This is a genomic window from Pseudomonas sp. PB103 (genome assembly GCF_009764635.1).
GTDB lineage: Bacteria > Pseudomonadota > Gammaproteobacteria > Pseudomonadales > Pseudomonadaceae > Aquipseudomonas.
On the sequence record NZ_RWIL01000049.1, the window covers coordinates 111664 to 132461 of the forward strand.

The 20798-nt window shown below is 57.3% G+C and carries 17 protein-coding genes and 1 pseudogene; 9 read left to right on the forward strand and 9 right to left on the reverse strand.

The features are described 5' to 3' along the window. The first annotated feature begins 6 nt into the window (after positions 1-6). The 3 genes from EJA70_RS09315 to EJA70_RS09325 all read left to right on the forward strand — a co-directional run bounded on the left by EJA70_RS09315 (position 7) and on the right by EJA70_RS09325 (position 3998). Complete coding sequence (locus EJA70_RS09315; protein ID WP_158830539.1) at positions 7-3174, forward strand: CusA/CzcA family heavy metal efflux RND transporter; 3168 nt, start codon at positions 7-9, stop codon at positions 3172-3174. A 142-nt stretch (positions 3175-3316) separates the two neighbouring features. Continuing rightward, positions 3317-3514 carry a co-regulatory protein PtrA N-terminal domain-containing protein gene (locus tag EJA70_RS09320; RefSeq protein WP_042561901.1) on the forward strand — a complete coding sequence of 66 codons (198 nt, stop codon included), beginning with the start codon at positions 3317-3319 and terminating at the stop codon, positions 3512-3514. Between the two features lie 151 nt (positions 3515-3665). Then, entirely contained in the window at positions 3666-3998 is a 333-nt protein-coding gene (locus EJA70_RS09325; protein ID WP_042561900.1) for a DUF2790 domain-containing protein, read from the forward strand. A gap of 373 nt (positions 3999-4371) precedes the next feature. Here the strand turns inward: EJA70_RS09325 and EJA70_RS09330 are convergent, their stop codons facing one another. Continuing rightward, positions 4372-5697: an OprD family porin gene (locus EJA70_RS09330; RefSeq protein ID WP_042561899.1), complete on the reverse strand. Its 1326-nt coding sequence runs from the start codon at positions 5695-5697 to the stop codon at positions 4372-4374. Between the two features lie 327 nt (positions 5698-6024). Here EJA70_RS09330 and EJA70_RS09335 point away from each other — a divergent pair, with 327 nt between their 5' ends. The 6 genes and pseudogenes from EJA70_RS09335 (at position 6025) to EJA70_RS09360 (ending at position 11437) form a co-directional block, all read left to right on the forward strand. Further along, complete coding sequence (locus EJA70_RS09335) at positions 6025-6198, forward strand: hypothetical protein (RefSeq protein WP_230679402.1); 174 nt, start codon at positions 6025-6027, stop codon at positions 6196-6198. Between the two features lie 141 nt (positions 6199-6339). Further along, a pseudogene (locus EJA70_RS09340) lies at positions 6340-6899 on the forward strand (arsinothricin resistance N-acetyltransferase ArsN1 family B). A 107-nt stretch (positions 6900-7006) separates the two neighbouring features. After that, positions 7007-7399, forward strand: coding sequence for a hypothetical protein (locus EJA70_RS09345; protein WP_140396033.1), 393 nt, complete (start codon positions 7007-7009; stop codon positions 7397-7399). A gap of 303 nt (positions 7400-7702) precedes the next feature. Continuing rightward, a complete protein-coding gene (locus tag EJA70_RS09350; RefSeq protein ID WP_158830575.1) occupies positions 7703-8629 on the forward strand; it encodes a LysR family transcriptional regulator in 927 nt (308 codons plus the stop codon). A 105-nt stretch (positions 8630-8734) separates the two neighbouring features. Then, complete coding sequence (locus tag EJA70_RS09355) at positions 8735-9361, forward strand: glutathione S-transferase family protein (protein ID WP_158830540.1); 627 nt, start codon at positions 8735-8737, stop codon at positions 9359-9361. Between the two features lie 45 nt (positions 9362-9406). Beyond that, entirely contained in the window at positions 9407-11437 is a 2031-nt protein-coding gene (locus tag EJA70_RS09360; RefSeq protein WP_158830541.1) for a pyridoxamine 5'-phosphate oxidase family protein, read from the forward strand. A gap of 114 nt (positions 11438-11551) precedes the next feature. On the opposite strand, the gene EJA70_RS09365 is transcribed toward EJA70_RS09360, so the two are convergent. The 8 genes from EJA70_RS09365 to EJA70_RS09400 are packed head-to-tail and all read right to left on the reverse strand — an operon-like array spanning position 11552 to position 20561. Next, complete coding sequence (locus EJA70_RS09365; protein WP_158830542.1) at positions 11552-12682, reverse strand: glycosyltransferase family 4 protein; 1131 nt, start codon at positions 12680-12682, stop codon at positions 11552-11554. After that, positions 12683-13813 carry a glycosyltransferase family 1 protein gene (locus tag EJA70_RS09370; protein WP_158830543.1) on the reverse strand — a complete coding sequence of 377 codons (1131 nt, stop codon included), beginning with the start codon at positions 13811-13813 and terminating at the stop codon, positions 12683-12685. Then, positions 13797-15173 (reverse strand): glycosyltransferase family 1 protein, encoded by a 1377-nt coding sequence (locus EJA70_RS09375; protein ID WP_158830544.1) that lies wholly within the window; start codon positions 15171-15173, stop codon positions 13797-13799. Before EJA70_RS09375 ends, EJA70_RS09370 begins: the two co-directional genes overlap by 17 nt. Continuing rightward, the gene (locus EJA70_RS09380; RefSeq protein ID WP_158830545.1) at positions 15170-16435 is read right to left on the reverse strand and encodes an ABC transporter ATP-binding protein; all 1266 of its coding nucleotides are present in this window, start codon (positions 16433-16435) and stop codon (positions 15170-15172) included. The genes EJA70_RS09375 and EJA70_RS09380 overlap by 4 nt, the downstream gene beginning before the upstream one ends. Continuing rightward, positions 16435-17232, reverse strand: coding sequence for an ABC transporter permease (locus EJA70_RS09385; protein WP_158830546.1), 798 nt, complete (start codon positions 17230-17232; stop codon positions 16435-16437). The genes EJA70_RS09380 and EJA70_RS09385 overlap by 1 nt, the downstream gene beginning before the upstream one ends. Then, positions 17233-18675, reverse strand: coding sequence for a mannose-1-phosphate guanylyltransferase/mannose-6-phosphate isomerase (locus tag EJA70_RS09390; RefSeq protein WP_158830547.1), 1443 nt, complete (start codon positions 18673-18675; stop codon positions 17233-17235). Between the two features lie 3 nt (positions 18676-18678). Continuing rightward, on the reverse strand, positions 18679-19650 hold the full coding sequence (gene gmd / locus EJA70_RS09395; protein ID WP_008078910.1) for a GDP-mannose 4,6-dehydratase: 972 nt from the start codon (positions 19648-19650) through the stop codon (positions 18679-18681). Next, positions 19647-20561 carry a GDP-mannose 4,6-dehydratase gene (locus EJA70_RS09400; RefSeq protein WP_158830548.1) on the reverse strand — a complete coding sequence of 305 codons (915 nt, stop codon included), beginning with the start codon at positions 20559-20561 and terminating at the stop codon, positions 19647-19649. The genes gmd and EJA70_RS09400 overlap by 4 nt, the downstream gene beginning before the upstream one ends. Positions 20562-20798 lie beyond the last annotated feature (237 nt).

Below are 20798 nucleotides of genomic sequence, written 5' to 3' on the forward strand. Positions count from 1 at the left end.
GTTCTCATGTTCGAACGCCTGATCCAATTTGCCATCGAGCAGCGCATTATCGTACTGCTCGCGGTTTTCCTCATGGCCGGCCTCGGTATAGCAAGCTATCAGAAGCTGCCGATCGACGCGGTTCCCGATATCACCAACGTCCAGGTGCAAATCAACACGGGGGCAGCAGGTTTTTCACCACTGGAAACCGAACAACGCATCACGTTCCCCATCGAAACAGCAATGGCTGGTTTACCGGCTCTAGAACAAACTCGTTCGCTGTCACGCTCGGGTTTGTCGCAAGTTACTGTTATTTTCAAAGAGGGCACGGACCTCTTCTTCGCTCGGCAATTGGTCAACGAACGATTACAGGTGGCCAAAGAGCAACTGCCAGAAGGTGTGGAAGCTGTCATGGGACCGATCTCAACCGGTCTTGGTGAGATTTTCCTGTGGACGGTCGAGGCTGAAGAGGGGGCTGTCAAGGAGGACGGCAGTCCCTATACGCCGACCGACCTGAGGGTGATTCAAGACTGGATCATCAAGCCTCAACTGCGCAATGTTCCTGGGGTCGCCGAAATCAATACCATTGGCGGGTTTGCCAAGGAGTATCAGATTGCGCCCGATCCAAAACGCTTGGCCGCTTACAAGCTCACGCTGACTGACCTTGTTACAGCGCTGGAGCGCAACAACGCTAACGTCGGTGCCGGTTACATCGAGCACAGCGGCGAACAGTTACTGATTCGTGCACCTGGTCAAGTAGCAACCACCGACGATATCGCCAATATCGTCATGGCCAATGTCGACGGTACGCCAATACGTGTGAAGAATGTTGCAACCGTGGATATCGGCCGTGAATTGCGCACGGGAGCAGCGACCGAAAACGGTCGTGAAGTGGTGCTCGGCACAGTGTTCATGCTAATCGGCGAGAACAGCCGCACCGTGGCGCAGGCCGTTGCCAACAAGCTTGAGCAAATCAACCGTTCACTGCCAAAAGGGGTTGTAGCAGTCACTGTCTATGACCGTACCAATCTTGTGGACAAGGCGATTGCCACGGTAAAAAAGAACCTGATCGAAGGTGCAATCCTAGTGATTGCGATTCTATTCCTGTTCTTGGGAAATATACGTGCAGCGCTGATCACTGCCATGGTTATCCCGCTCGCTATGTTGTTCACATTCACCGGCATGTTTACCAATAAAGTTAGCGCCAACCTGATGAGCCTTGGGGCTTTGGACTTTGGCATCATCGTCGACGGTGCGGTGGTAATTGTTGAAAACGCCATCAGGCGTTTGGCCCATGCGCAGCAACACCACGGGCGCATCCTCACTCGCTCTGAACGTTTTCACGAAGTATTCGCTGCTGCCAAGGAAGCACGCCGACCATTAATTTTCGGTCAGTTGATCATTATGGTCGTGTACCTACCGATTTTTGCGCTTACTGGCGTCGAAGGAAAAATGTTCCACCCGATGGCCTTCACCGTAGTGATCGCCTTACTGGGGGCGATGTTGTTGTCAGTAACTTTTGTCCCTGCTGCGATTGCGATGTTCGTGACCGGCAAGGTCAAGGAAGAAGAAAACGTCATCATGCGTGGCGCCCGCCGGATGTATGCTCCAGCTTTGGACTGGGTCATGGGCCATCGATCGTTGGCATTCGCCATGGCATTAGGCGTGATCACAATATGCGGTGTGGTCGCAAGTCGGATGGGTAGTGAGTTTGTGCCGAGTCTCAGCGAAGGCGATTTCGCGTTGCAAGCATTGCGTGTCCCAGGTACCAGCCTGACGCAATCGGTAGAGATGCAGCAACGCCTGGAAACCCTGGTATTGGCAAAAGTACCGGAGGTCAAACGGATGTTTGGTCGTACAGGTACTGCCGAAATTGCCTCCGATCCAATGCCTCCAAACATTTCTGACAGCTATGTGATGCTCAAGCCGAAGAGTCAATGGCCTGATCCGAATAAATCAAGGGAGGCATTGATAGACGATATTCAAAAAGCTGCAGCTGCGATGCCCGGAAGCAACTATGAGCTTTCTCAGCCTATTCAACTGCGTTTCAACGAGTTGATTTCAGGCGTACGTAGTGATGTGGCGGTCAAGGTATTCGGTGATGACATGGCGGTGCTCAACGGCACCGCTGCAAAAATCGCCGCATCAATGCAGAAGATCAATGGTGCCTCCGAGGTCAAAGTTGAGCAAACGTCGGGACTGCCGGTACTGACCATCAACATCGACCGCGACAAAGCCGCCCGTTACGGACTCAACGTAGGCGACGTGCAAGACACCATTGCGGTGGCAGTTGGCGGTCGACAAGCCGGTACGATGTATGAGGGAGACCGCCGATTTGACATGGTGGTGCGTTTATCCGACGCGATGCGTAAGGATCTCGAGGGATTGTCCACATTGCTAATCCCGGTACCGGCGTTGCTCAACACCAATGCTGACCAGATCGGATTCATAGCTCTTTCAGAGGTGGCGACCCTCGATCTAGTGTTGGGACCTAACCAGGTCAGCCGAGAAAACGGCAAGCGTCTGGTGATCGTCAGCGCCAACGTGCGTGGGCGTGATATCGGCTCTTTTGTACAGGAGGCCAGTAGCGCCATTGATAAGGAAGTGCAAATCCCATCCGGTTACTGGACCACTTGGGGAGGGCAGTTCGAGCAGCTCCAATCCGCTGCCAAGCGACTACAGATTGTAGTGCCGGTTGCCCTGCTTCTGGTGTTCGCACTCTTGTTCATGATGTTCAACAACCTCAAGGATGGCCTACTGGTGTTTACTGGTATTCCGTTCGCATTGACAGGGGGTGTCATGGCTTTATGGCTGAGAGACATCCCGCTATCGATCTCGGCAGGTGTTGGTTTCATCGCGTTGTCGGGAGTGGCGGTGCTAAACGGTCTGGTGATGATCGCTTTCATACGTAATCTACGCGAGGAAGGACATTCTTTAAGTTCCGCAATTAATGAAGGGGCTCTCACACGTTTACGTCCGGTGTTGATGACAGCTCTCGTGGCCTCTCTTGGGTTTATTCCGATGGCACTGGCAACCGGAACGGGGGCAGAGGTTCAAAGACCTCTAGCTACCGTAGTAATCGGGGGAATCCTATCCTCAACTGTGTTGACTCTGCTGATACTGCCTGCTCTTTATCAATGGGTGCACCGCCGAGACGAGGAAGAAACCAAAGACGACAAAATAGCATCCATATAATTTAGTTTTCTCAAAGCCTCCTATCGAGATTCGATGGGGGGCTTTTTTATGTGCGCAACATAACGAATCTGTAATCTAGGCGCCACCGTGTTGATAGGTTCGAATTGATACCCTAAGAGTGTCAACTAGATGAGGTGTCAGTATGAAAATTGCTCAAATTTTTGCTCTTGCGAGTGCTTTAGTCCTTTCTTCAGTTGCTTTAGCCGAAGGTGGCGGAGACAGAACCTTTGAGAAAATGATGGTCGCAAATGATCTAGCAATGGAGAAGTACGTGGCTAAAGAAGGAAAAATCGAGCCAGTAGTGTCAAGTGATGCTAAAGATGAGACTGATGAAATGTAAATGTAGCAGTACGCTGAATAAAAAAAACCGCTTCCGGTTTCCGGTTGCGGTTTTTTTTGGATGGCAGATTGGACATCGGTAATCCTGGCGCCACACCTACGCAATGTTCTAGTTGATATTCTGGTAACTGTTAATATATGAGGTACTCAATATGAAATTCATGAGCATTATTACTCTCGCTGGAACTCTGGCGTTATCCTCTCTTGTCTCTGCTGAAGGGGGAGGAGACAAAACCTTTGAGAAAATGATGGCGGCTAATGCTAAAGCTATGGAGCAGTATGCTATTAGCCAAGGGAAAAGCGCACCTGTAGCGAAACAATACGAGTACGGAATGAAGATGGATGTTGTGAAAGTGATCAGTGTGGTGCGGCCTGCAAAAGTCTGCGCGGTGGTGCCAGCCGCCATGACTTATGAAGATTCAAATGGGCAGCTAAATACGATTAGGTACACTGTGGCTGGAGAGTGTCGCAAACGTGGTGGCTAGTAGCTATCCTACTATCTGAACAATCTATAACGCTCGACTGATATGAAAAATAGGAATCGGGCGTTTTTTAGATTCGCTTCGAACAGGTATAAAAAAGACGTCCCGAGGGACGTCTTAAAAATTCACCCTTTTCCGAAGGAGCTTCTAAAGGTGAAATTGTAGCTTTAACTGAACAACAATGAGTTTCCAGATTTTCACAGGCTTGCTACTTGTCTGTAGAGATCTAACCAGATGCGCTAGCTAGATTCCTAATAACTCCCACTCACTATAAGCAATCCTAGTTAACGTGGAGATGATTGAAAAATTACAATTTTGAAATTTTCAATCAAAAATGGGACAATTTAGAAGAACCGAGAATTTTCCCGTTTAGGTATTACAGAATGGCGAGTGGGTACTCAACAATCACACGGACCTCATCCAGATCCGATTCAAAAGCGGTTGCGCGAGTATTCGCTTGCCGCAAGCGGAAAGACATATCTTTCAAGGAACCTGTCTGAACGACGTACTTCACCTCAATGTCGCGCTCCCAACGTTTCTGATCTGTCAACGGGTTCCCGTCTGCATCGCGCCTCATGTATGTTGCGTTAGCGTTGGAATAGTCAGCGTCGGTGCCGCGACCATAACGTGTCATAAACGACAGGCCTGGTACGCCGTACGAGCTCATGTCGAGGTCGTAGCGAACCATCCACGAACGTTCTTTTGGCGAGTTAAAATCGCTGTATTGGATCGAGTTGTCGAGAAAGATAGAGTCCGACTGACGCAGATAGTCGAAGTCGTCATTACCATTATTTCGCTGGTGAGAAAGTGCAAGTGAGTGCGCACCATACTTCACGCCAACTTTAGCGCTCCAAATATTGTTGTCGAATTCTCCCAGCAGTTTCTTTCCTTCATCAACGGCCTTGTAGTAATTCACGCCACCGAATACAGAAAGCTGATCAGACAGTGAGTAATTCAATCCCGTGCCCGCATAGTATTGATTCCAAGCGTCTTTGAGGCGACTGGAATAGAGACTAACGATGATATTTTTGTTAACGTTGTAGTCGCCGCCGAAATAGCCTACCCAAGGTGAATTAACAGGCCCTGCATAGAATGTCGCGAAGTTGTCGCGCATATTGCTGGAGACTGGTTGGCTCATGGCGTGCAGGCGACCACCTTGAACAGTCAGTCCTTCAATGCTGGTATTGGTCGCGGTTACACCGCGGAAACTTTCGGGTAGTAGTCTTGAGTCGCCAGAAGCCACGACGGGGTTCGCTGGAAAAACATCACCAACTTTCACTACTGTGTCAAAAGCGCGAACCTTTGCTGCCCCACCGACTTTTGTGTACTCATCTCGAGCCTCACCATCGCCATTGACAGGCAGTACATCGAACGAACTACGACCACCATTTCGACCGTCACCCGTATCAAGCTTCAACCCAATCATCGCGAAAGCATCGACGCCCACACCGACAGTGCCTTGAGTAAAACCGGATTCAAATTTACTGATGATCGCGTGCGACCAAGTCTCTGAATAACCATTGCCTGTGGGGCTTGATTGCCCGTTACGATGGTCACGATTGAAGTAGAAATTTCGATTTAGCACGGAAAGACTACTATCTTCGATAAATCCCCCAGTCTTTTCCTCTGCGAATGCCATGGAAGGCCCAGAACTGACAACCAACGCTAAAGCGGCCATTGAGAATTTTGTATTGTTATCCATTAATCACTCCTTAGGTTTGGCAGAACTAGTAAGTTCTTCGGCTGGAATTATTGTTTACGGAAAGCGCGTTGCGCTTTCGTATCGTCGCCGACTTGTATCGTTGCAATTTGAAGATAACAGGGAGATGATTGAAGAATTACAATTCTGTAATGTCTGTATTTTTTTTTCAAAAAAATATTTCTGCGGCACATACCCACCGATGAGTGGCTCCTATTTACAACGAATCTTCGCATGTGTCTCCTGACGGGCGGCATGATTTAAACTTGAAGCGCATGCGTAGGGTCCGACTGGTTTTTAAGTGCGAATCCGGCGGTGACGATTGCTCGCGTGTTCACCAATACATTCTCGGGGATACGGATGTCAGACGTAGCGCTGTTCATCATCGCGCAGTTTTTCGGTGGGTTAACGGCGCTGTTCCTGGCGAAGGTTCTCGGTGCTAAAGACGTTGTCGTGGATATCCCGCAGCCTAGTCCCCATGAGCAAAAGCTCACAATTCACTGAACGGTGCTCTCTACGGTTCGTGGATGCGGTAAGCCCGCTCAAGGCGTAGTTCACGTTCCTATCGCGACATCCTGAAGGGCTAGGCCTTAAGGTGGTTCAGCCTTTCAAACGCGATTTTTTAAAGGGGCAGTAAGGAAAGACATGAATTACAAAGTGAGGGTTGCTACACCATCTGATGCCCCTGCCATCCAGACTATCTATGCTCCAATGGTTTGAACTCAGTCATCTCGTTCGAGCTGATACCACCGACTGTTGATGAGATGGCATCAAGAATAACCGCAACACTACCGCCGCATCCCTATCTGGTAGCCGAGGTGGAGGGCAACGTCGTTGGATACGCTTACGCAAGCGAGCATCGAGCGAGAGAAGCCTATCGATGGTCGGCGGATGTCACCGTGTATGTTGATCCGGCTGTGCACCGAAAAGGGGTTGGTCGTGCGCTTTATCAGCAGCTTCTACCAGTTCTAGAGAAACAGGGGATTCATGCAGCCTATGCCGGCATTGCCTTACCCAACGCAGGAAGTATAGGTATCCATGAAGCACTCGGGTTCACCCACATCGGCACCTACCCAGAGGTTGGGTTCAAGCACGGCCAATGGCATAGCGTGGATTATTGGCGTAAACCGCTTTGTGCTGTGACGCCGCCAATAGAAATCATCCCGTTCAGTGAGATAAAGGGAGAGTTGAGAAACCAGGTGTGAGGCGACCTGGCTACTATTCGTCGCCATCGGTACCAGGCTGTTCGCTGAGAGCTATGCTTATGGATGATTCACGTTCGAGTCAGTTTACCGACCGGCTGGAGGGATGAATGAATTTGGCGGCGTTTACCTCGCTGCTTTCCGCAGGCGAAAACATAAACGGGTGCCCACTCCCCGATTTAGATGCAGTGACATTCGCAGGTCTGCATTTTCCTTCCCGTGCATATTGCCTTGTTGCTGATTGGGTAATCTTGGATCTCGAAGTTACAACACGTCAACGAATAGCCATCACCGATAGAGGGCTTATCCCTGCCTTGGTTTACGCATTGACGGTTATCCAAGATAGAAAAGGTCGTTTTGCGCCTGGTGATTGGGTCAGATCAACGTTGGGGGTTTCCTTCACTCACAACTGCTTGTTTGAGACGAAAAATACGGTTTATGTGCTTATGGGAGCCGGCCGTAGGTTGCGCACAGATTTAGACATCGCACTGAGCTTGTGCTGAAGACCGCAGATTATGCTGCTCCCCTCCTGACCGCTTACTTCAGTTGTTGGTGTCACACTATGTTGGGAGCAGCCCGGCCCTGTATTTGAAGCGCAGCCCATCTGTGTCAATCTATGTTGCTGTTGTCTTTATCGCGAATCATCCTACAGACCCCGATTTACGCGATGGGTTGTGTCAAACTATGTTGTTGGTACCCACCGCCAAAGATCGCAGCCTGCGGCAGCTCCTACATGGGAATCGTATTTCACCTGTAGGAGCTGCCGCAGGCTGCGATCTTTTGATTGTGAGGTGAGCGTCGACCCTATGGATCGCTTCCAGGAAATGCACATTTTCACCACCGTTGCCCAAGAGCAGGGTTTCTCGGCAGCGGCGCGCCGGTTGGGGTTATCGGCGGCCAGCGTCACCCGTGCGGTGGCAGCGCTGGAGTTGCGCATCGGTACGCAGTTGTTGATTCGGACCACGCGCAGTGTGCATTTGAGCGAAGCGGGGCAGCGTTATCTGGAGGATTGCCGGCGGATTCTTGCCGAGGTGCAGGAGGCCGAGGATTCTGCGGCGGGTAGCCATGCTCAGCCGCGCGGGCAATTGACGGTGACGGCGCCAGTGTTGTTCGGTGATTTGTTTGTCACTCCGGTGATGGCGAGTTATCTCGCGCAGTATCCGGATGTCACGATTAACGCCGTACTGGTTGATCGGATCGTCAACATGGTTGAGGAGGGCATTGATGTCGCGGTGCGCATCGGTGACCTGCCGGACAGCAGTCAGCATGCGATTCGGGTGGGCGAGGTTCGAAGGGTTATTTGCGGTTCGCCGGCTTATTTCGCACAGCACGGTCGACCGGTTCATCCTCATGCGCTGGCAGGTGTGCCAGTGGTCGCGACTTCTGCGATTGGTCAGCAACGCAGTTGGCCGTTTCTCGATGCAGGAGAGGCGCTCAGCGTGCGTCCCGAGCCGCGCCTGATCGTCACCGCCAATCAGGCTGCGATTACCGCCGCCAGCATGGGTCTGGGCATGACCCGCGTGTTGTCCTATCAAGTGGCGAGCAAGGTGGCGGCCGGCGAACTGGAAATCGTCCTTGCTGAGTTCGAACTGCCGCCACTGCCGATCCATGTGGTGTATCAGGGCGGGCGCAAGGCGCCGGCGCGGATCCGCAGTTTTGTCGATTTCGCCGCCAAGGCATTGCGTGAACACCCGGCGCTGCAAAATGCTGCGTTGTTGCACGAGATGAAATAATCGATTGCGGTTGCTGGTGATTCTGTTCTTTTCGCAGTAAGGGGATGATGGCCTGCATCGGCGCTCTCACCCTCGCAGTGGCGCCCCTGTTCAGCGGAGTCGACCATGCAAGCGATCAAACTCTACAACTTCCCACGCTCTGGCCACGCTCATCGCGTCGAGTTGATGCTGTCCCTGCTGCAATTGCCCACCGAGCTGATCTTCGTCGACCTGGCGAAAGGTGAGCACAAACAGCCGGCGTATCTGGCGATCAACAGCTTTGGCCAGGTGCCGGCGATTGATGACGGCGGCGTGGTGCTGGCCGATTCCAACGCGATTCTGGTGTATCTGGCGCAAAAATACGGTCACGGTCGCTGGCTGCCTGCTGACCCGGTCGGCGCGGCGCGGGTGCAGCGCTGGTTATCCGCTGCCGCCGGGCCGATTGCGTTCGGCCCCGCAGCTGCGCGCTTGGTCACGGTGTTTGGCGCACAACTGAATGCTGAAGAGGCGATCAGCCGTGCGCACAACCTGCTCAAGGTGATGGACGTCGAGTTGGGCAAGACTGCGTTTCTGGCCGGCGACGAACCGAGCATTGCCGACGTTTCCGCCTACAGTTATATCGCCCATGCGCCGGAAGGCAATGTGTCGCTGGATGAGTACGCCAATGTTCGCGCCTGGCTGGCACGGATCGAAGCCTTGCCGGGTTTTGTCGGCATGCCGCGCACCGTCGCCGGTCTGCAAACCACCCCCTGATTTTCGCTATCCACACTGTGCCGTCGGCGCAGGGGAGAGGTCGTGATGGAACGTTCACCGTGGCACGCTGGCGAGCAACAGTTACAAGCCCATGTCGGCGTTGCCGAACGCATGGAAGCCTTCGGGCGTAAGGTGATTCGCACCTGGATGCCGGACCAGCACCGCGAGTTCTATCAGCAATTGCCCTTCCTGCTGTTCGGCGCCGTCGATGCGCAGGGTCGGCCGTGGGCCAGTGTGCTCGAAGGTGCACCGGGGTTCGCGCATTCGCCGGATCCCGAGCACCTGTATTTCGCCAGTCAGGTCGCGGCTGATGATCCGGCGCAACTGCGCAACGGTGAGCCGATCGGTCTGCTCGGCATCGAATTGCACACCCGCCGGCGCAATCGTCTCAACGGCCATGTCGGCAATCTGAACGCTCAGGGTTTCGCCGTGAGCGTGGATCAAGCTTTCGGCAATTGCCCGCAATACATCCAGCTGCGTCAGTTCCAGCGCGTGCCGCTGACGGATCCGCAGACTCGCCCGGCTGAACATCTCAACGCGCTGGATGACGCGGCCACCGCGCTGATCGCGGGAGCCGATACGTTTTTCGTCGCCAGTTATGTCGATGTCGATGGCCAGCGTGCGGTGGATGTTTCCCACCGGGGCGGCCAGGCCGGTTTCGTACGCGTGGACGGCAATCGTCTGACCATCCCTGACTTCGCCGGCAACCTGCACTTCAACACCCTCGGCAATCTGCTGCTCAACCCCAAGGCTGGCTTGCTGTTCATCGACTTTTCCACAGGCGATTTGCTGCAACTCAGCGGGCGCACCGAGATCCTGCTCGACGACCCGCAGATCGAAGCGTTTCAGGGCGCTGAGCGCTTGTGGACGTTCGAGGTGGAAACACTGGTGCGGCGCCCGGCAGCATTGGCGCTGCGCTGGCGCTTCGACGGCATGTCGCCGACCAGTCTGTTGACTGGCAACTGGACCGAGGCGGCGGCGCGTTTGCAGGCGCAGGCACTGGGCAACCAATGGCGGCCGCTGCGCGTGGCGAAGATCGAGGCAGAAAGTCGCAGCATCCGCTCCATCTACCTGGAGCCCGCCGATGGCGCCGGTTTGCCGGTGTTTCTCGCTGGCCAGCATCTGCCGCTGCGTTTCACGATTGATGGCGAGGTGCATATTCGCACTTACAGCCTTTCGAGCGCGCCATCGGACGGTTTCTACCGGATCAGCGTCAAGCGTGAAGGCCTGATTTCATCACACCTGCATGAGCAGATCCGCGTCGGCGATGTGCTGGAAGCGCGGGCGCCGCAAGGGCATTTCACCGTGGCGCCGCTGGAGCACCGACCGCTGGTGCTGCTGGCCGCCGGTGTAGGAATCACGCCGTTGCTGTCGATGCTGCGCGAGGTGGTGTACCAAGGCTTACGCACGCGCGGTATTCGTCCGACGTTATTGCTGCAGAGTTCGCGCAGCCTGGCGGATCAGCCGTTTCGCAAGGAGCTGGACCGTTTGCTCGAAACGTCAGGCGACTCAGTCCGCGTCCTGCGTTTGCTCAGCCAACCGGAAGCCGATCTGCAGGAGGGCGAGGATTTTGATCTGCCGGGCCGAATTGACGGCAGGGTGCTGAGGAACCTGCTGGAGGCCGAGGATTTTGATCAGCTCGACTTTGTGCTCTGCGGCCCCGGTGGTTTCACCCAGGGGCTGTACGACATCCTGCGCGAACTGGATGTGCGCGATGCGCAAATTCACGCGGAAACCTTTGGCCCGTCGACACTGAAACGTCAGGCCGACCCGGACGCGATCGTCATCGAACAACCGCCCGCCGCGACTACTTCGGTGCCGGTGGTGTTCGAGCGCTCGGCAAAAGAGGCGCGCTGGCAGCCCGATGGCGGCAGTCTGCTGGAGTTGGCGGAAAGCCGCGGATTGCGTCCGGAGTTCAGTTGCCGTGGCGGGTCATGTGGCACCTGCAAAACCCGGCTGGTCAGCGGCGCGGTGAATTATCCACAGCCCCCGGCGGACATCCCTGAAGCCGGCCACGTGCTGATCTGCTGCGCCGTCCCGGCACAGAGCCCCCACCCGCTGGTCTTGGACCTATAAACCGCCCCCCTGTAGGAGCTGCCGCAGGCTGCGATCTTTTGATCTTGATGTCCTGAAAACAAGATCAAAAGATCGCAGCCTGCGGCAGCTCCTACAGGGCGATCCGGTTTCGAATCAGGCGTAGGACAGGGATTTTTCTTCCAGCAGTTCCTGATACAGCTCCGTCCATTTGCGGCCCATGTCATCCGCTGTGAACAACTGCCGATAACGGGCTTCTGCTTTCACGCCCATCGCCGCTGCGCGCAGCGGATCGTCCCACAAGGTACGCATCGCCTCGCGAAACGCCTGTGGATTACTCGGTGGCACGACCAAACCGGTCTCGTTGTGGATATTGATGTAGCTGGTGCCGGTGCCGATCTCGCTGGAAATCATCGGTTTGCCGTACATCGCCCCTTCGAGCAAGGAAATCCCGAACGCTTCCGAACGCAGGTGCGAAGGGAAGACGATGGCGTAGCTCAGTTGCAGCAGCGCGACCTTGTCTTCATCCCCCAGGCGCCCGAGGAAGTGAATGTTGCGCAGGCCCAACGCCTGCGCCTGCGCATGCAGTTCCAGCTCCAGCGGCCCGGCACCGACGATGACCACCGGGTAATCGACCTCTTTCAATGCATCGAGCAGGATGTGCAGGCCTTTGTAATAACGCATCACCCCGACGAACAGGAAAAACTTATCCCCAAGCTGCTGGCGCCAGCGATTCATGCGCTGCGCGTCTGGCTGTGGATAACCGGCCTTGTTCAAGCCGTAGGGGATCACCCGGGTCTTGTCCTGGAACTGCTGCAACACATCGCTGGTGTGCAGGTAGTTCGGCGAAGCGGCAACGATACGGTCGGCGCTGGCGAGAAAGCGGTTCATCAGCGGCCGGTAGAGTTTGAGCAGGTGCTTCTGACGGATGATGTCCGAGTGGTAAGTGACCACGCTCGGTTTGTTCAGGGCGCTGGCGAAATGCACCAGGTCCATGAACGGCCACGGGAAGTGGTAGTTGACCACGTCGGCCTCGGCCGCCAGTTCGCGAAACTGTTTGAACACGCTCCAGGAAAACCCGGTGGAGGCGAATTGAATGTCGAGTCTGGCGCGGTGCACTTCGTGTTGGCCGAGTTGCACCACCGGCGGTGTCGGGTCGGCACTGAGCGTCAGCACCTGGCCATCGATGCCGTGCTGGGCGCCGCTTTCGCAGAGTTGGAAGATCACTTGTTCGATGCCGCCGACCGAATCCGGCAGGTACGTTTTGAAAAAATGAAGAACTCGCATTCAACCTCCCATGGCCTGGTGGTAGGCACCGGCCGTGGCCCGTGCACAACGCTCCCAGGAAAAAAGCCGTGACTGCTGCAACCCGGCTTCTTGGCATGCCTGCCAATGCGCTTGATCATCGATCAGTCGGCTCAGCGCATCACGCAGGCCTTCTGCATCGTCAGCTTCAATATAGTTGCCCGCGGCGCCCGCGACTTCCGGCATGGCCGAAGACTGTGTGAGCACCACCGGTGTGCCGCTGGCCATGGCCTCCAGTACCGGCAGACCAAAACCCTCATACAACGATGGAAAAATCAGCGCACGGGCCCCGGCCAGCAGCTGCGCCACCTGTTCATCGGGCAGATAACCAAGCAGGCACACATGCCCGCTGGCCAGTGCCTGGCGCAAAGGTTCGCTGAACTGATCACGCTCCCAGCCGGCCATGCCGACGATCAGCAACGGATAACGCTGACGCACGGGCTCCGGCAACAGGGCATGGGCGCGCAGGGCGAGGCCAAGGTTCTTGCGCGGCTCCAGCGTGCCGACGCACAGAAAATACTCCCGCGCCGCCACCGCATGCGCCTTGAGGACCGCGTCGATGGCGCTCGGCTCACGCGGGTGAAAACGCTCGGCGACGCCCAGGGGCGCCACCACGAAACGTTCACTGGGCAGGCCGAAATAGGCTTGCGCCTCGTCGGCAATCGCCTGCGAGTCGGTCAGGATCACTTGCGCCTGTTGCACCCCCAAGGCCAGCCGCCGCTCGATTTCCTTGAGCCGTGCCGGTGGCTGGGTCTCGGGGAAATGCAGGTGGGTCAGGTCGTGCAGGGTGATCACGGTCGGGCCGTCGAAGGCCAGCGGCCACAGGCTCGGTTCGTGGTAGAGGTCGATGCCCTGCGCGCGGCCCTGATCGAAGCGTTTCTGCTCCAGCCAGCGGCGCGCCTGATAAGCCCCGGGAATTTGCCGCAGCAGTGGCGTCAGGCGTGAGTAACCGGGCATGGCCGCTTCCGGCAGTGCCGAACTCCAGCCCCAGCCGTGGAACAACGTCACCTCGATATCGGGTTGATGGCGCAAGGCGCTGACCAGTTCGGCCACGTAATGGCCGATGCCGGTGCGCGGCGCCTGGAGAATGCGGGCGTTAAGAGCAATGCGCATGCTGACTCTCGATGGCAGGCTGCGCCGTGTTCAGGTTGCGCTCGATGCGCTCGACCAATTGCGCGCTCGCTTCGCGCCAGCTCAGCCAGCGCCAGTGTTCCAGGCTCAGCAGTGCCGGGAATGTCGGGTTGCGGTCCATGCCGATCACCAGATCCGTCAGGCTCTGTGGGTCAGCAAGGTCGAAATAAGCCATGTAGTCGCCGCCGATTTCACGAAACACCGGAATGTCGCTGCCCATCGCCGGCAATCCGCGTTGCATGGCTTCCACCAGCGGCAGGCCGAACCCTTCGACGTGCGACGGGAACACCAGCACCGTGGCGTGCTCGTAGGCGTGTTCGAGGCTTTTGTCCGAGAGTGAATTGAACATGAACAGGCGTCGATTCAATTCGCGGTGTTGGCGGATGCGCTCGATCAGCGCCTCGCACTTCCAGCCGATTTTGCCGACGATGCACAACCTTGCGCGGGAGCCGTCAGCCCAGGCGCGATCGAATGCATCCAGCAGGTAGGCATGGTTTTTCCGCGGTTCGATGGTGCTGACCATGAGGAACACCGGCTCCGGCGTTTCGAACAGTTGCAGCAAGCCGCGGTCGACAGCGGCATCGGCGTCGCTCAAGTCCAGCTCGGAGCCGAGATGGAAATAATCGAACCAGCGCTGCGCCACCTGCTGTGAGCCGATCCGGCGTTGCATCTCCTGGCGGACCTGATCGCGGATCGTGGTCGAGATCGCCACGTAGCCATCGGCGGTGCGCGCAATCCAGTCGAACCAGTCATTGAAGACCTTGACCAGCCCGGCGTCGCAAAACTGCGGATGGGTCAGCGGGATCAGGTCGTAAATCACCGAAATGATGCCAACCCCTTCGCGCTTGAGCTGCTCGGCGAGGGGGAAGAAGTTGGCGTGCCACGACGAGTCGAGCAGCACCAGTTGATCGCCGGGGCGATGCGCCAGCGGCACGCAACGTTCGGGGATGTGTTTGCCCTTGAGGGCGCGTCCCAGCAGGCGCATCGGTAAGCTGAAACAGGCAAACGCGGTGAGCCGGCAGCCGACGTACAAAACCCGCCGGGCAAAGTGCGACTGGCTGAACGGGCGACGGCGCTCGACGGCACGGTGGCGCAACCAGAAGGCGTTGGCCCATTGCTCCAGTTTTACCCGCAGGCCGATCAGGTCGAGCTTCAACGATTTCAGCGGCGCCAGGCTTTTAACTTCATACAAACCGCCATCGATCATCACCACCGGGATGCATTCAACGGTTTCGTCGGCTGCCGGCAGTTGCTGGATGACGTTGCGCACCACGCGCTGAATGCCCGAGTTGGCGGAGGGGTGTTCGAAAACGTACGTGCACTCCACCAACAATCGCGTCATCGCAAGGTCTCCGTGGCAGGCGTTTGCAGAAGTGTTTCGCTGGTGCGGGTGATTTCGGTTTGTGCCTCCAGCCACGAACAGCCGACGAAGTCTTCCTGGCGATTGTTGATCACATGGAACACCAGGCCGTAGTCGCGCCATTCGAAATTGCGGTCCAGGTGCGAGTCCAGGCGCGACAGGCTCAATGCCACTGAATAACTGCCCTTGCCCAGGCGCATGTCGAAGGCGAAGCGGAAGGTCACGCGCTCGCCGGCGCTCAGGTCGGTCACGGCTTTGTCGAGGCGATGGGTGTTGATGCCATAAATCGCCTGGCCGAGGCGATCCTTGATCATGAAACCGAGAATCAACCGTTCGATGTCCTGACGAATTTCCGTCTGTACTTCCAGCACCACCGGTTGACCGACTTCGGCCACTTCAAGGCTGCGGCCCTGCGCGTCGAGCAGGCGCACGTTGACTATCCCTGCTTCGCCGGTACCGGAAATGGTCCGTACCTGGCCGTTGGCGAGCATCTCCTGACGGACGATCTGGCCTTCGCGCTGGGCGAGCATGGCGTTGTAGTAATCCATCACTTCTTCAGGCTTGCCGCGCATGGCCAGGCGACCGTTTTCGAGGAGGATCGCGGTATCGCAGATCGACTGAATGGCGGAGCGGTCATGGGACACGATCAGCAACGTGGTGCCGGCCTTGCGGAAGCTGCGGATGCGTTCGAAGCTTTTGTGCTGAAAGTAGGCGTCGCCCACCGACAGGGCTTCGTCGACGATGAGAATATCCGGGCGTCGCGCAGTGGCGACGCTGAAGGCCAGGCGCATCTGCATGCCGCTGGAGTAGGTGCGTACGGGATGATCGATGGCGTCGCCGATTTCGGCAAAACCCTCGATCTGCGGCATCAACGCTTCGATTTCTTCAACCTGCATGCCGAGCAACTGGCCGGCCATGAAAGCGTTCTGCCGACCGGTAAAATCCGGATGGAAACCCATGCCCAGTTCCAGCAGCGCCGCCACGCGGCCTTCCAGTTCAATCTGTCCACAGGTCGGTTGCGTGGTGCCGGTGATCATCTTCAGCAGGGTGCTTTTGCCCGCGCCGTTGACGCCAACGATGCCGACCGACTCACCAGGTTTGATCTCGAAATCGATGTCCTGCAGGACCCAATGCAGGTGATGGCGCCTGCGGGAAAACGGCACCAGCCATTCGAGCAGACGGCTCCAGCGGTTCGGGTATTGTTTGTAGGCCTTGGCCAGGCCGCTGACGCGAATATGTCCCATCAGAGTTCGTCCACCATTTCACCGACACGCTGGCGAAACAGCCGCAGCGCCATGGCGCAGAGCAGCAGGCCGATGACCAGCAGCGGGGTCAGTGAGGACCAGACCGGCCATTGGTTGTAGAGGAAGACATTCTGGTAGCTGGTCATCAGGGCCGTCATCGGGTTGAGCCCGATCAAGTGCTGGATCCCCGGGGGCAGGATCGACAGCGGGTAAACGATCGGTGTCAGCCAGAACCAGAATTGCAGGCAGATGCCGAACATCTGCCCGACATCGCGAAAAAACACATTGAGAATACCCAGCAACATGCCCAGCCCGGCCGCAAAGATCACCTGCAGGATCAGCAACGGTATCAGCGCCAGCAAGGCCATGCCGGGCAAGCGCCCGCTGATTAGCAGGAACCCGAAGAACAGGCCCAGGATGATCGCGAAGTTGATGCCGGCATTGAGCAGTGCAATGACCGGCAGGCAGATGCGCGGGAAGCTGATTTTCTTCAGCAGGTTGGCGTTTTCCAGAAACATGCTCTGGCTGCGCGTGGTGATTTCAGCGAACAGGCCCCAGGTCAGCAGGCCGGCGCAGAGATAGACGCTGTAGGCCAGGCCATCGTCCACACCCGGCAGGCGGGCGCGCATGATCTGGGAAAAGATCACCGTGTACACGATGATCATCGACAGTGGATTGAGTACCGTCCACAGGGCCCCGAACAACGAGTTGCGATAGCGTGCTTGAAACTCTCGCTTGACGCTGCCGAGGATGAATCCACGGTAGCTGCGTAGCGAGCGGTACAGGGAAAGCAGCATTCAATCCGTCCTGCCGTATTGGTCTTCGAAGCGAACGATGTCGTCCTCTCCCAGGTATTCGCCGCTTTGCACTTCGATGATTACCAGATCGATCACGCCGGGGTTTTCCAGGCGATGGCGATGACCGGCGGCAATGAACGTCGATTCATTCTTCGCCACCAGGTGGGTGCCGGAACCGTTGTTGGTGACCTTGGCCATGCCTTCGACCACCACCCAGTGTTCGTTGCGGTGATGGTGCATCTGTAGGGAGAGCTTGCCACCAGGCTTGACCACGATGCGCTTGATCTTGAAGCGCGGGCCTTCCTCAAGCACGGTGTACGTCCCCCACGGACGGCTGACCGTGCGGTGCAGGCGATAGGCTTCGTGGGATGTGTCCTTGAGTTGCTTGGCCACGCGCCGTACATCCTGCGCACGGTCGGCATGGGCCACCAGCACCGCGTCGGCGGTATCGATGACGATCAGGTTGTCGACACCGACGGCGGCCACCAGCCGCCCTTCGCTCTGCACGAAGTTGTTGTGGCTGTCGATGAAGATCGCTTCGCCACTGGCGCGGTTGTTGTCGGCATCGGCCGGCACCAGGGCGGCGACGGCGCCCCATGAACCGATGTCGCTCCAGTCGAAACCGGCCGGCACCACGACGACTTTTTCCGAGCGCTCCATCAGCGCGTAGTCGATGGAAATGTCAGTGATTTCAGCGAACAGTGCCGGCGACAGTTCCTGTTGCAGGCAGCCAACGGTTTCGATCGGCGCGCTGGCGGCCATGCAGGCGCGGGTCTGCTCCAGCAACTCAGGCGCGTGCAATTGCAATTCGGCAATGACCGCCGCGGTGGTGAAGCAGAACATCCCCGAGTTCCACAGGAAGTTGCCGCTTTCCAGATAATGCGTAGCGGTTTGCAGGTCGGGTTTCTCGACGAAACGCTGCACTTTGGCGGCGCCCCTGGCGTCCAGCGGTGCACCGGTCTCGATGTAGCCGAAGCCGGTTTCCGGTGCTGTTGGTATGACGCCGAAGGTCACCAGGTAACCGTCCTTCGCCAGATTGACCGCGTGCTCGACGGCGGTTTTCAGCGCGTCCTGATTGACGATCAAATGGTCGGCCGGCATCACCACCATGATCGCGTCGTCGCCATGCAACGCTTGTAGTGCCAAGGCGGCTGCGGCAATCGCCGGGGCGGTGTTGCGCCCGGTCGGCTCCAGCAGAAAATGCCCGCGATGGCGCGACACGTGCGCGGCGCAATAGTGATCCTTGCTCTGGAAGTAGTACTCGCGGTTGGTCACCGTGACAATGTCGCCCCAGCCGTCCAGCAATGCGGCGGCACGCTGGTAGGTCTTGCCGAGCAGCGACTGGCCGTCGGGCAGGGTCATGAACGGCTTGGGATGGCCCTCACGGGACACCGGCCACAAACGGGTGCCGGCACCGCCGGACAGAATCACGGGGATCAGCATGGCCTACTCCTTGGCGACGCGTTTCATGTCCGCATCCATCATCATGCGGATCAAGGTATCCAGGTCGGTTTTCGGCTTCCAGCCCAGCACGCGCTGAGCCTTGGCCGGATTGCCGAGCAGCACTTCAACTTCGGCCGGGCGGAAGAATGCCGGGTCGATCTTCACGTAATCGCGGTAGTTGAGGCCGACGTGATCGAAGGCGATGCGGCACATTTCGCGCACCGTGGTGGTGACGCCGGTGGCGACCACGAAATCGTCAGGCTTGTCCTGTTGCAGCATCAGCCACATGGCTTCGACGTAATCGCCGGCAAAACCCCAGTCGCGTTTCGCGTCGATGTTGCCCAGCGCCAGCTCCTGCTGTTTGCCTTGCTTGATGCGAGCGGCGGCGTCGGTGACTTTGCGGGTGACGAACTCGATGCCGCGCAGTGGCGATTCATGGTTGAAGAGGATGCCGCTGCTGGCGTGCAGGTTGAAACTTTCACGGTAGTTGACGGTGATCCAGTGGCCGTACAGCTTGGCCACGCCGTAAGGGCTGCGCGGGTAGAACGGCGTGTTCTCGTCCTGCTGCTCGGCCTGGATCAGGCCGAACATTTCACTGGTCGAGGCCTGATAAAAGCGGGTGTGCGGGCTGAACTGGCGGATCGCTTCGAGCACGTGCGTGACGCCCAGGCCATCGACGATGCCGGTGGTCACCGGCTGATTCCACGAGGCGGCGACAAAGCTCTGCGCGGCGAGGTTATAAATTTCGTCCGGCGCCGATTGAATGACCGCACGCTGTACCGAGCAGGCATCGGCCATGTCACCGTCCAGATAGACAATGTCGGCTTCGACGCCCAGCTCGCGCAGGCGCCAGCGCGAATCGCTGCTGCGCCGAGCGACGAGGCCGTGAACCTTGTAGCCCTTGTCGAGCAACAGCTTGGCCAGATACGCGCCGTCCTGGCCGGTGATCCCTGTGATCAGTGCACTTTTTGTCATTCTTGGCTTACTCGCGTCTCCCAGTCGGACAGGATCGCCCGCAGGGATTGTTGTGTAGTGATTTCAGGCGTCCATCCTGTGGTCTGGGTCAGCCTGGCATGGCTGCCGCAAACGCGACGCTGATCGGCGCGCCGCATGCGCGCCGGGTCCTGAACCAGTTGCAGCTCGACCTCGGCCAGATCACCGAGCTGCTCGATCAGGCTGCGGATGCTCTGTTCACGGCCCGAGCAGATGTTGTAGACCTGCCCCGGTGTGCCTTTTTCCAGCAGCGCGAAGTAGGCCGAGATCACATCGCCGACATCGAGAAAATCCCGTGTCACGTCGATATCGCCGACTTCCAGCTGCGGTGCCTGCAGGCCTTGTTTGATGCGATTGATCTGGCGGGCGGCACTGGCAATCACAAAGCTTGGGTTTTGGCCGCTGCCGATGTGATTGAACGGCCGTGCAACCAGTACCGGCCAGGCTTCGCTCAGGCCCCATTGCAGGCTGAGGAATTCCGCCGAGAGTTTGCTCACGGCGTAGGGGTTGCGCGGGCAGGGCGGTTGTTGCTCGGTGATCGGCAGGTGGTTTTCGCCGACCTGGCCATAGACGTCACCGGAGCTCACATACAGGAATGTGCCGGCAAAGCCGCGCGCCTTGAGGGCTTGCAACAGGTTGAGGGTACCGAGCAGGTTGATTTCGAGGGTGCGCGCCGGATCGCGAAAGGCTTCTGGGACGAAGGTCTGGCCGGCCAGATGAATGACGGCATCCGGCAGTTGCGGCCACAGGTCGGCGAGACTGTGCGGATCGGTGAGGTCGTAGGGCGCCGCGGCAGGCAGCAGCTCCCACGACGAATCCGCCAACGCCAGACGCGACTGAATATGTTGTCCCACGAATCCACTGAGACCCGTGACGAACAGACGCTTTTTCAAACAGCGACCCCTTGGTCTTGAACTTGCGCCACTTTCCCACAGGCTTTGGGGGAAGGTCTTACAGACCGAAAGAAAAACCGGCTAAAAGACGGGCGAAGTCAGTTGTTGTAGTTGTTTGTTAACAATCTGTGCCAATTGCTCGGCAATTTCAACAGGCCAAACCGTGACTGGTCAGTTCTCGTCAGCGTAGCCAAATTTATTCTCGCCGGGCGGTTCACGGATCCTTGATGGATGTGT

Excerpts from the sequence above, each read along its gene's own strand:
- EJA70_RS09345 (WP_140396033.1), top strand. The coding sequence starts at position 7,007 with ATGAATTTGGCGGCGTTTACCTCGCTGCTTTCCGCAGGCGAAAACATA.
- EJA70_RS09380 (WP_158830545.1), bottom strand. The coding sequence starts at position 16,435 with ATGGGACATATTCGCGTCAGCGGCCTGGCCAAGGCCTACAAACAATAC.
- EJA70_RS09355 (WP_158830540.1), top strand. The coding sequence starts at position 8,735 with ATGCAAGCGATCAAACTCTACAACTTCCCACGCTCTGGCCACGCTCAT.
- EJA70_RS09350 (WP_158830575.1), top strand. The coding sequence starts at position 7,703 with ATGGATCGCTTCCAGGAAATGCACATTTTCACCACCGTTGCCCAAGAG.
- EJA70_RS09360 (WP_158830541.1), top strand. The coding sequence starts at position 9,407 with ATGGAACGTTCACCGTGGCACGCTGGCGAGCAACAGTTACAAGCCCAT.
- EJA70_RS09390 (WP_158830547.1), bottom strand. The coding sequence starts at position 18,675 with ATGCTGATCCCCGTGATTCTGTCCGGCGGTGCCGGCACCCGTTTGTGG.
- EJA70_RS09330 (WP_042561899.1), bottom strand. The coding sequence starts at position 5,697 with ATGGATAACAATACAAAATTCTCAATGGCCGCTTTAGCGTTGGTTGTC.
- EJA70_RS09375 (WP_158830544.1), bottom strand. The coding sequence starts at position 15,173 with ATGACGCGATTGTTGGTGGAGTGCACGTACGTTTTCGAACACCCCTCC.
- EJA70_RS09320 (WP_042561901.1), top strand. The coding sequence starts at position 3,317 with ATGAAAATTGCTCAAATTTTTGCTCTTGCGAGTGCTTTAGTCCTTTCT.
- EJA70_RS09325 (WP_042561900.1), top strand. The coding sequence starts at position 3,666 with ATGAAATTCATGAGCATTATTACTCTCGCTGGAACTCTGGCGTTATCC.
- EJA70_RS09370 (WP_158830543.1), bottom strand. The coding sequence starts at position 13,813 with ATGCGCATTGCTCTTAACGCCCGCATTCTCCAGGCGCCGCGCACCGGC.
- EJA70_RS09385 (WP_158830546.1), bottom strand. The coding sequence starts at position 17,232 with ATGCTGCTTTCCCTGTACCGCTCGCTACGCAGCTACCGTGGATTCATC.
- gmd (WP_008078910.1), bottom strand. The coding sequence starts at position 19,650 with ATGACAAAAAGTGCACTGATCACAGGGATCACCGGCCAGGACGGCGCG.
- EJA70_RS09365 (WP_158830542.1), bottom strand. The coding sequence starts at position 12,682 with ATGCGAGTTCTTCATTTTTTCAAAACGTACCTGCCGGATTCGGTCGGC.
- EJA70_RS09315 (WP_158830539.1), top strand. The coding sequence starts at position 7 with ATGTTCGAACGCCTGATCCAATTTGCCATCGAGCAGCGCATTATCGTA.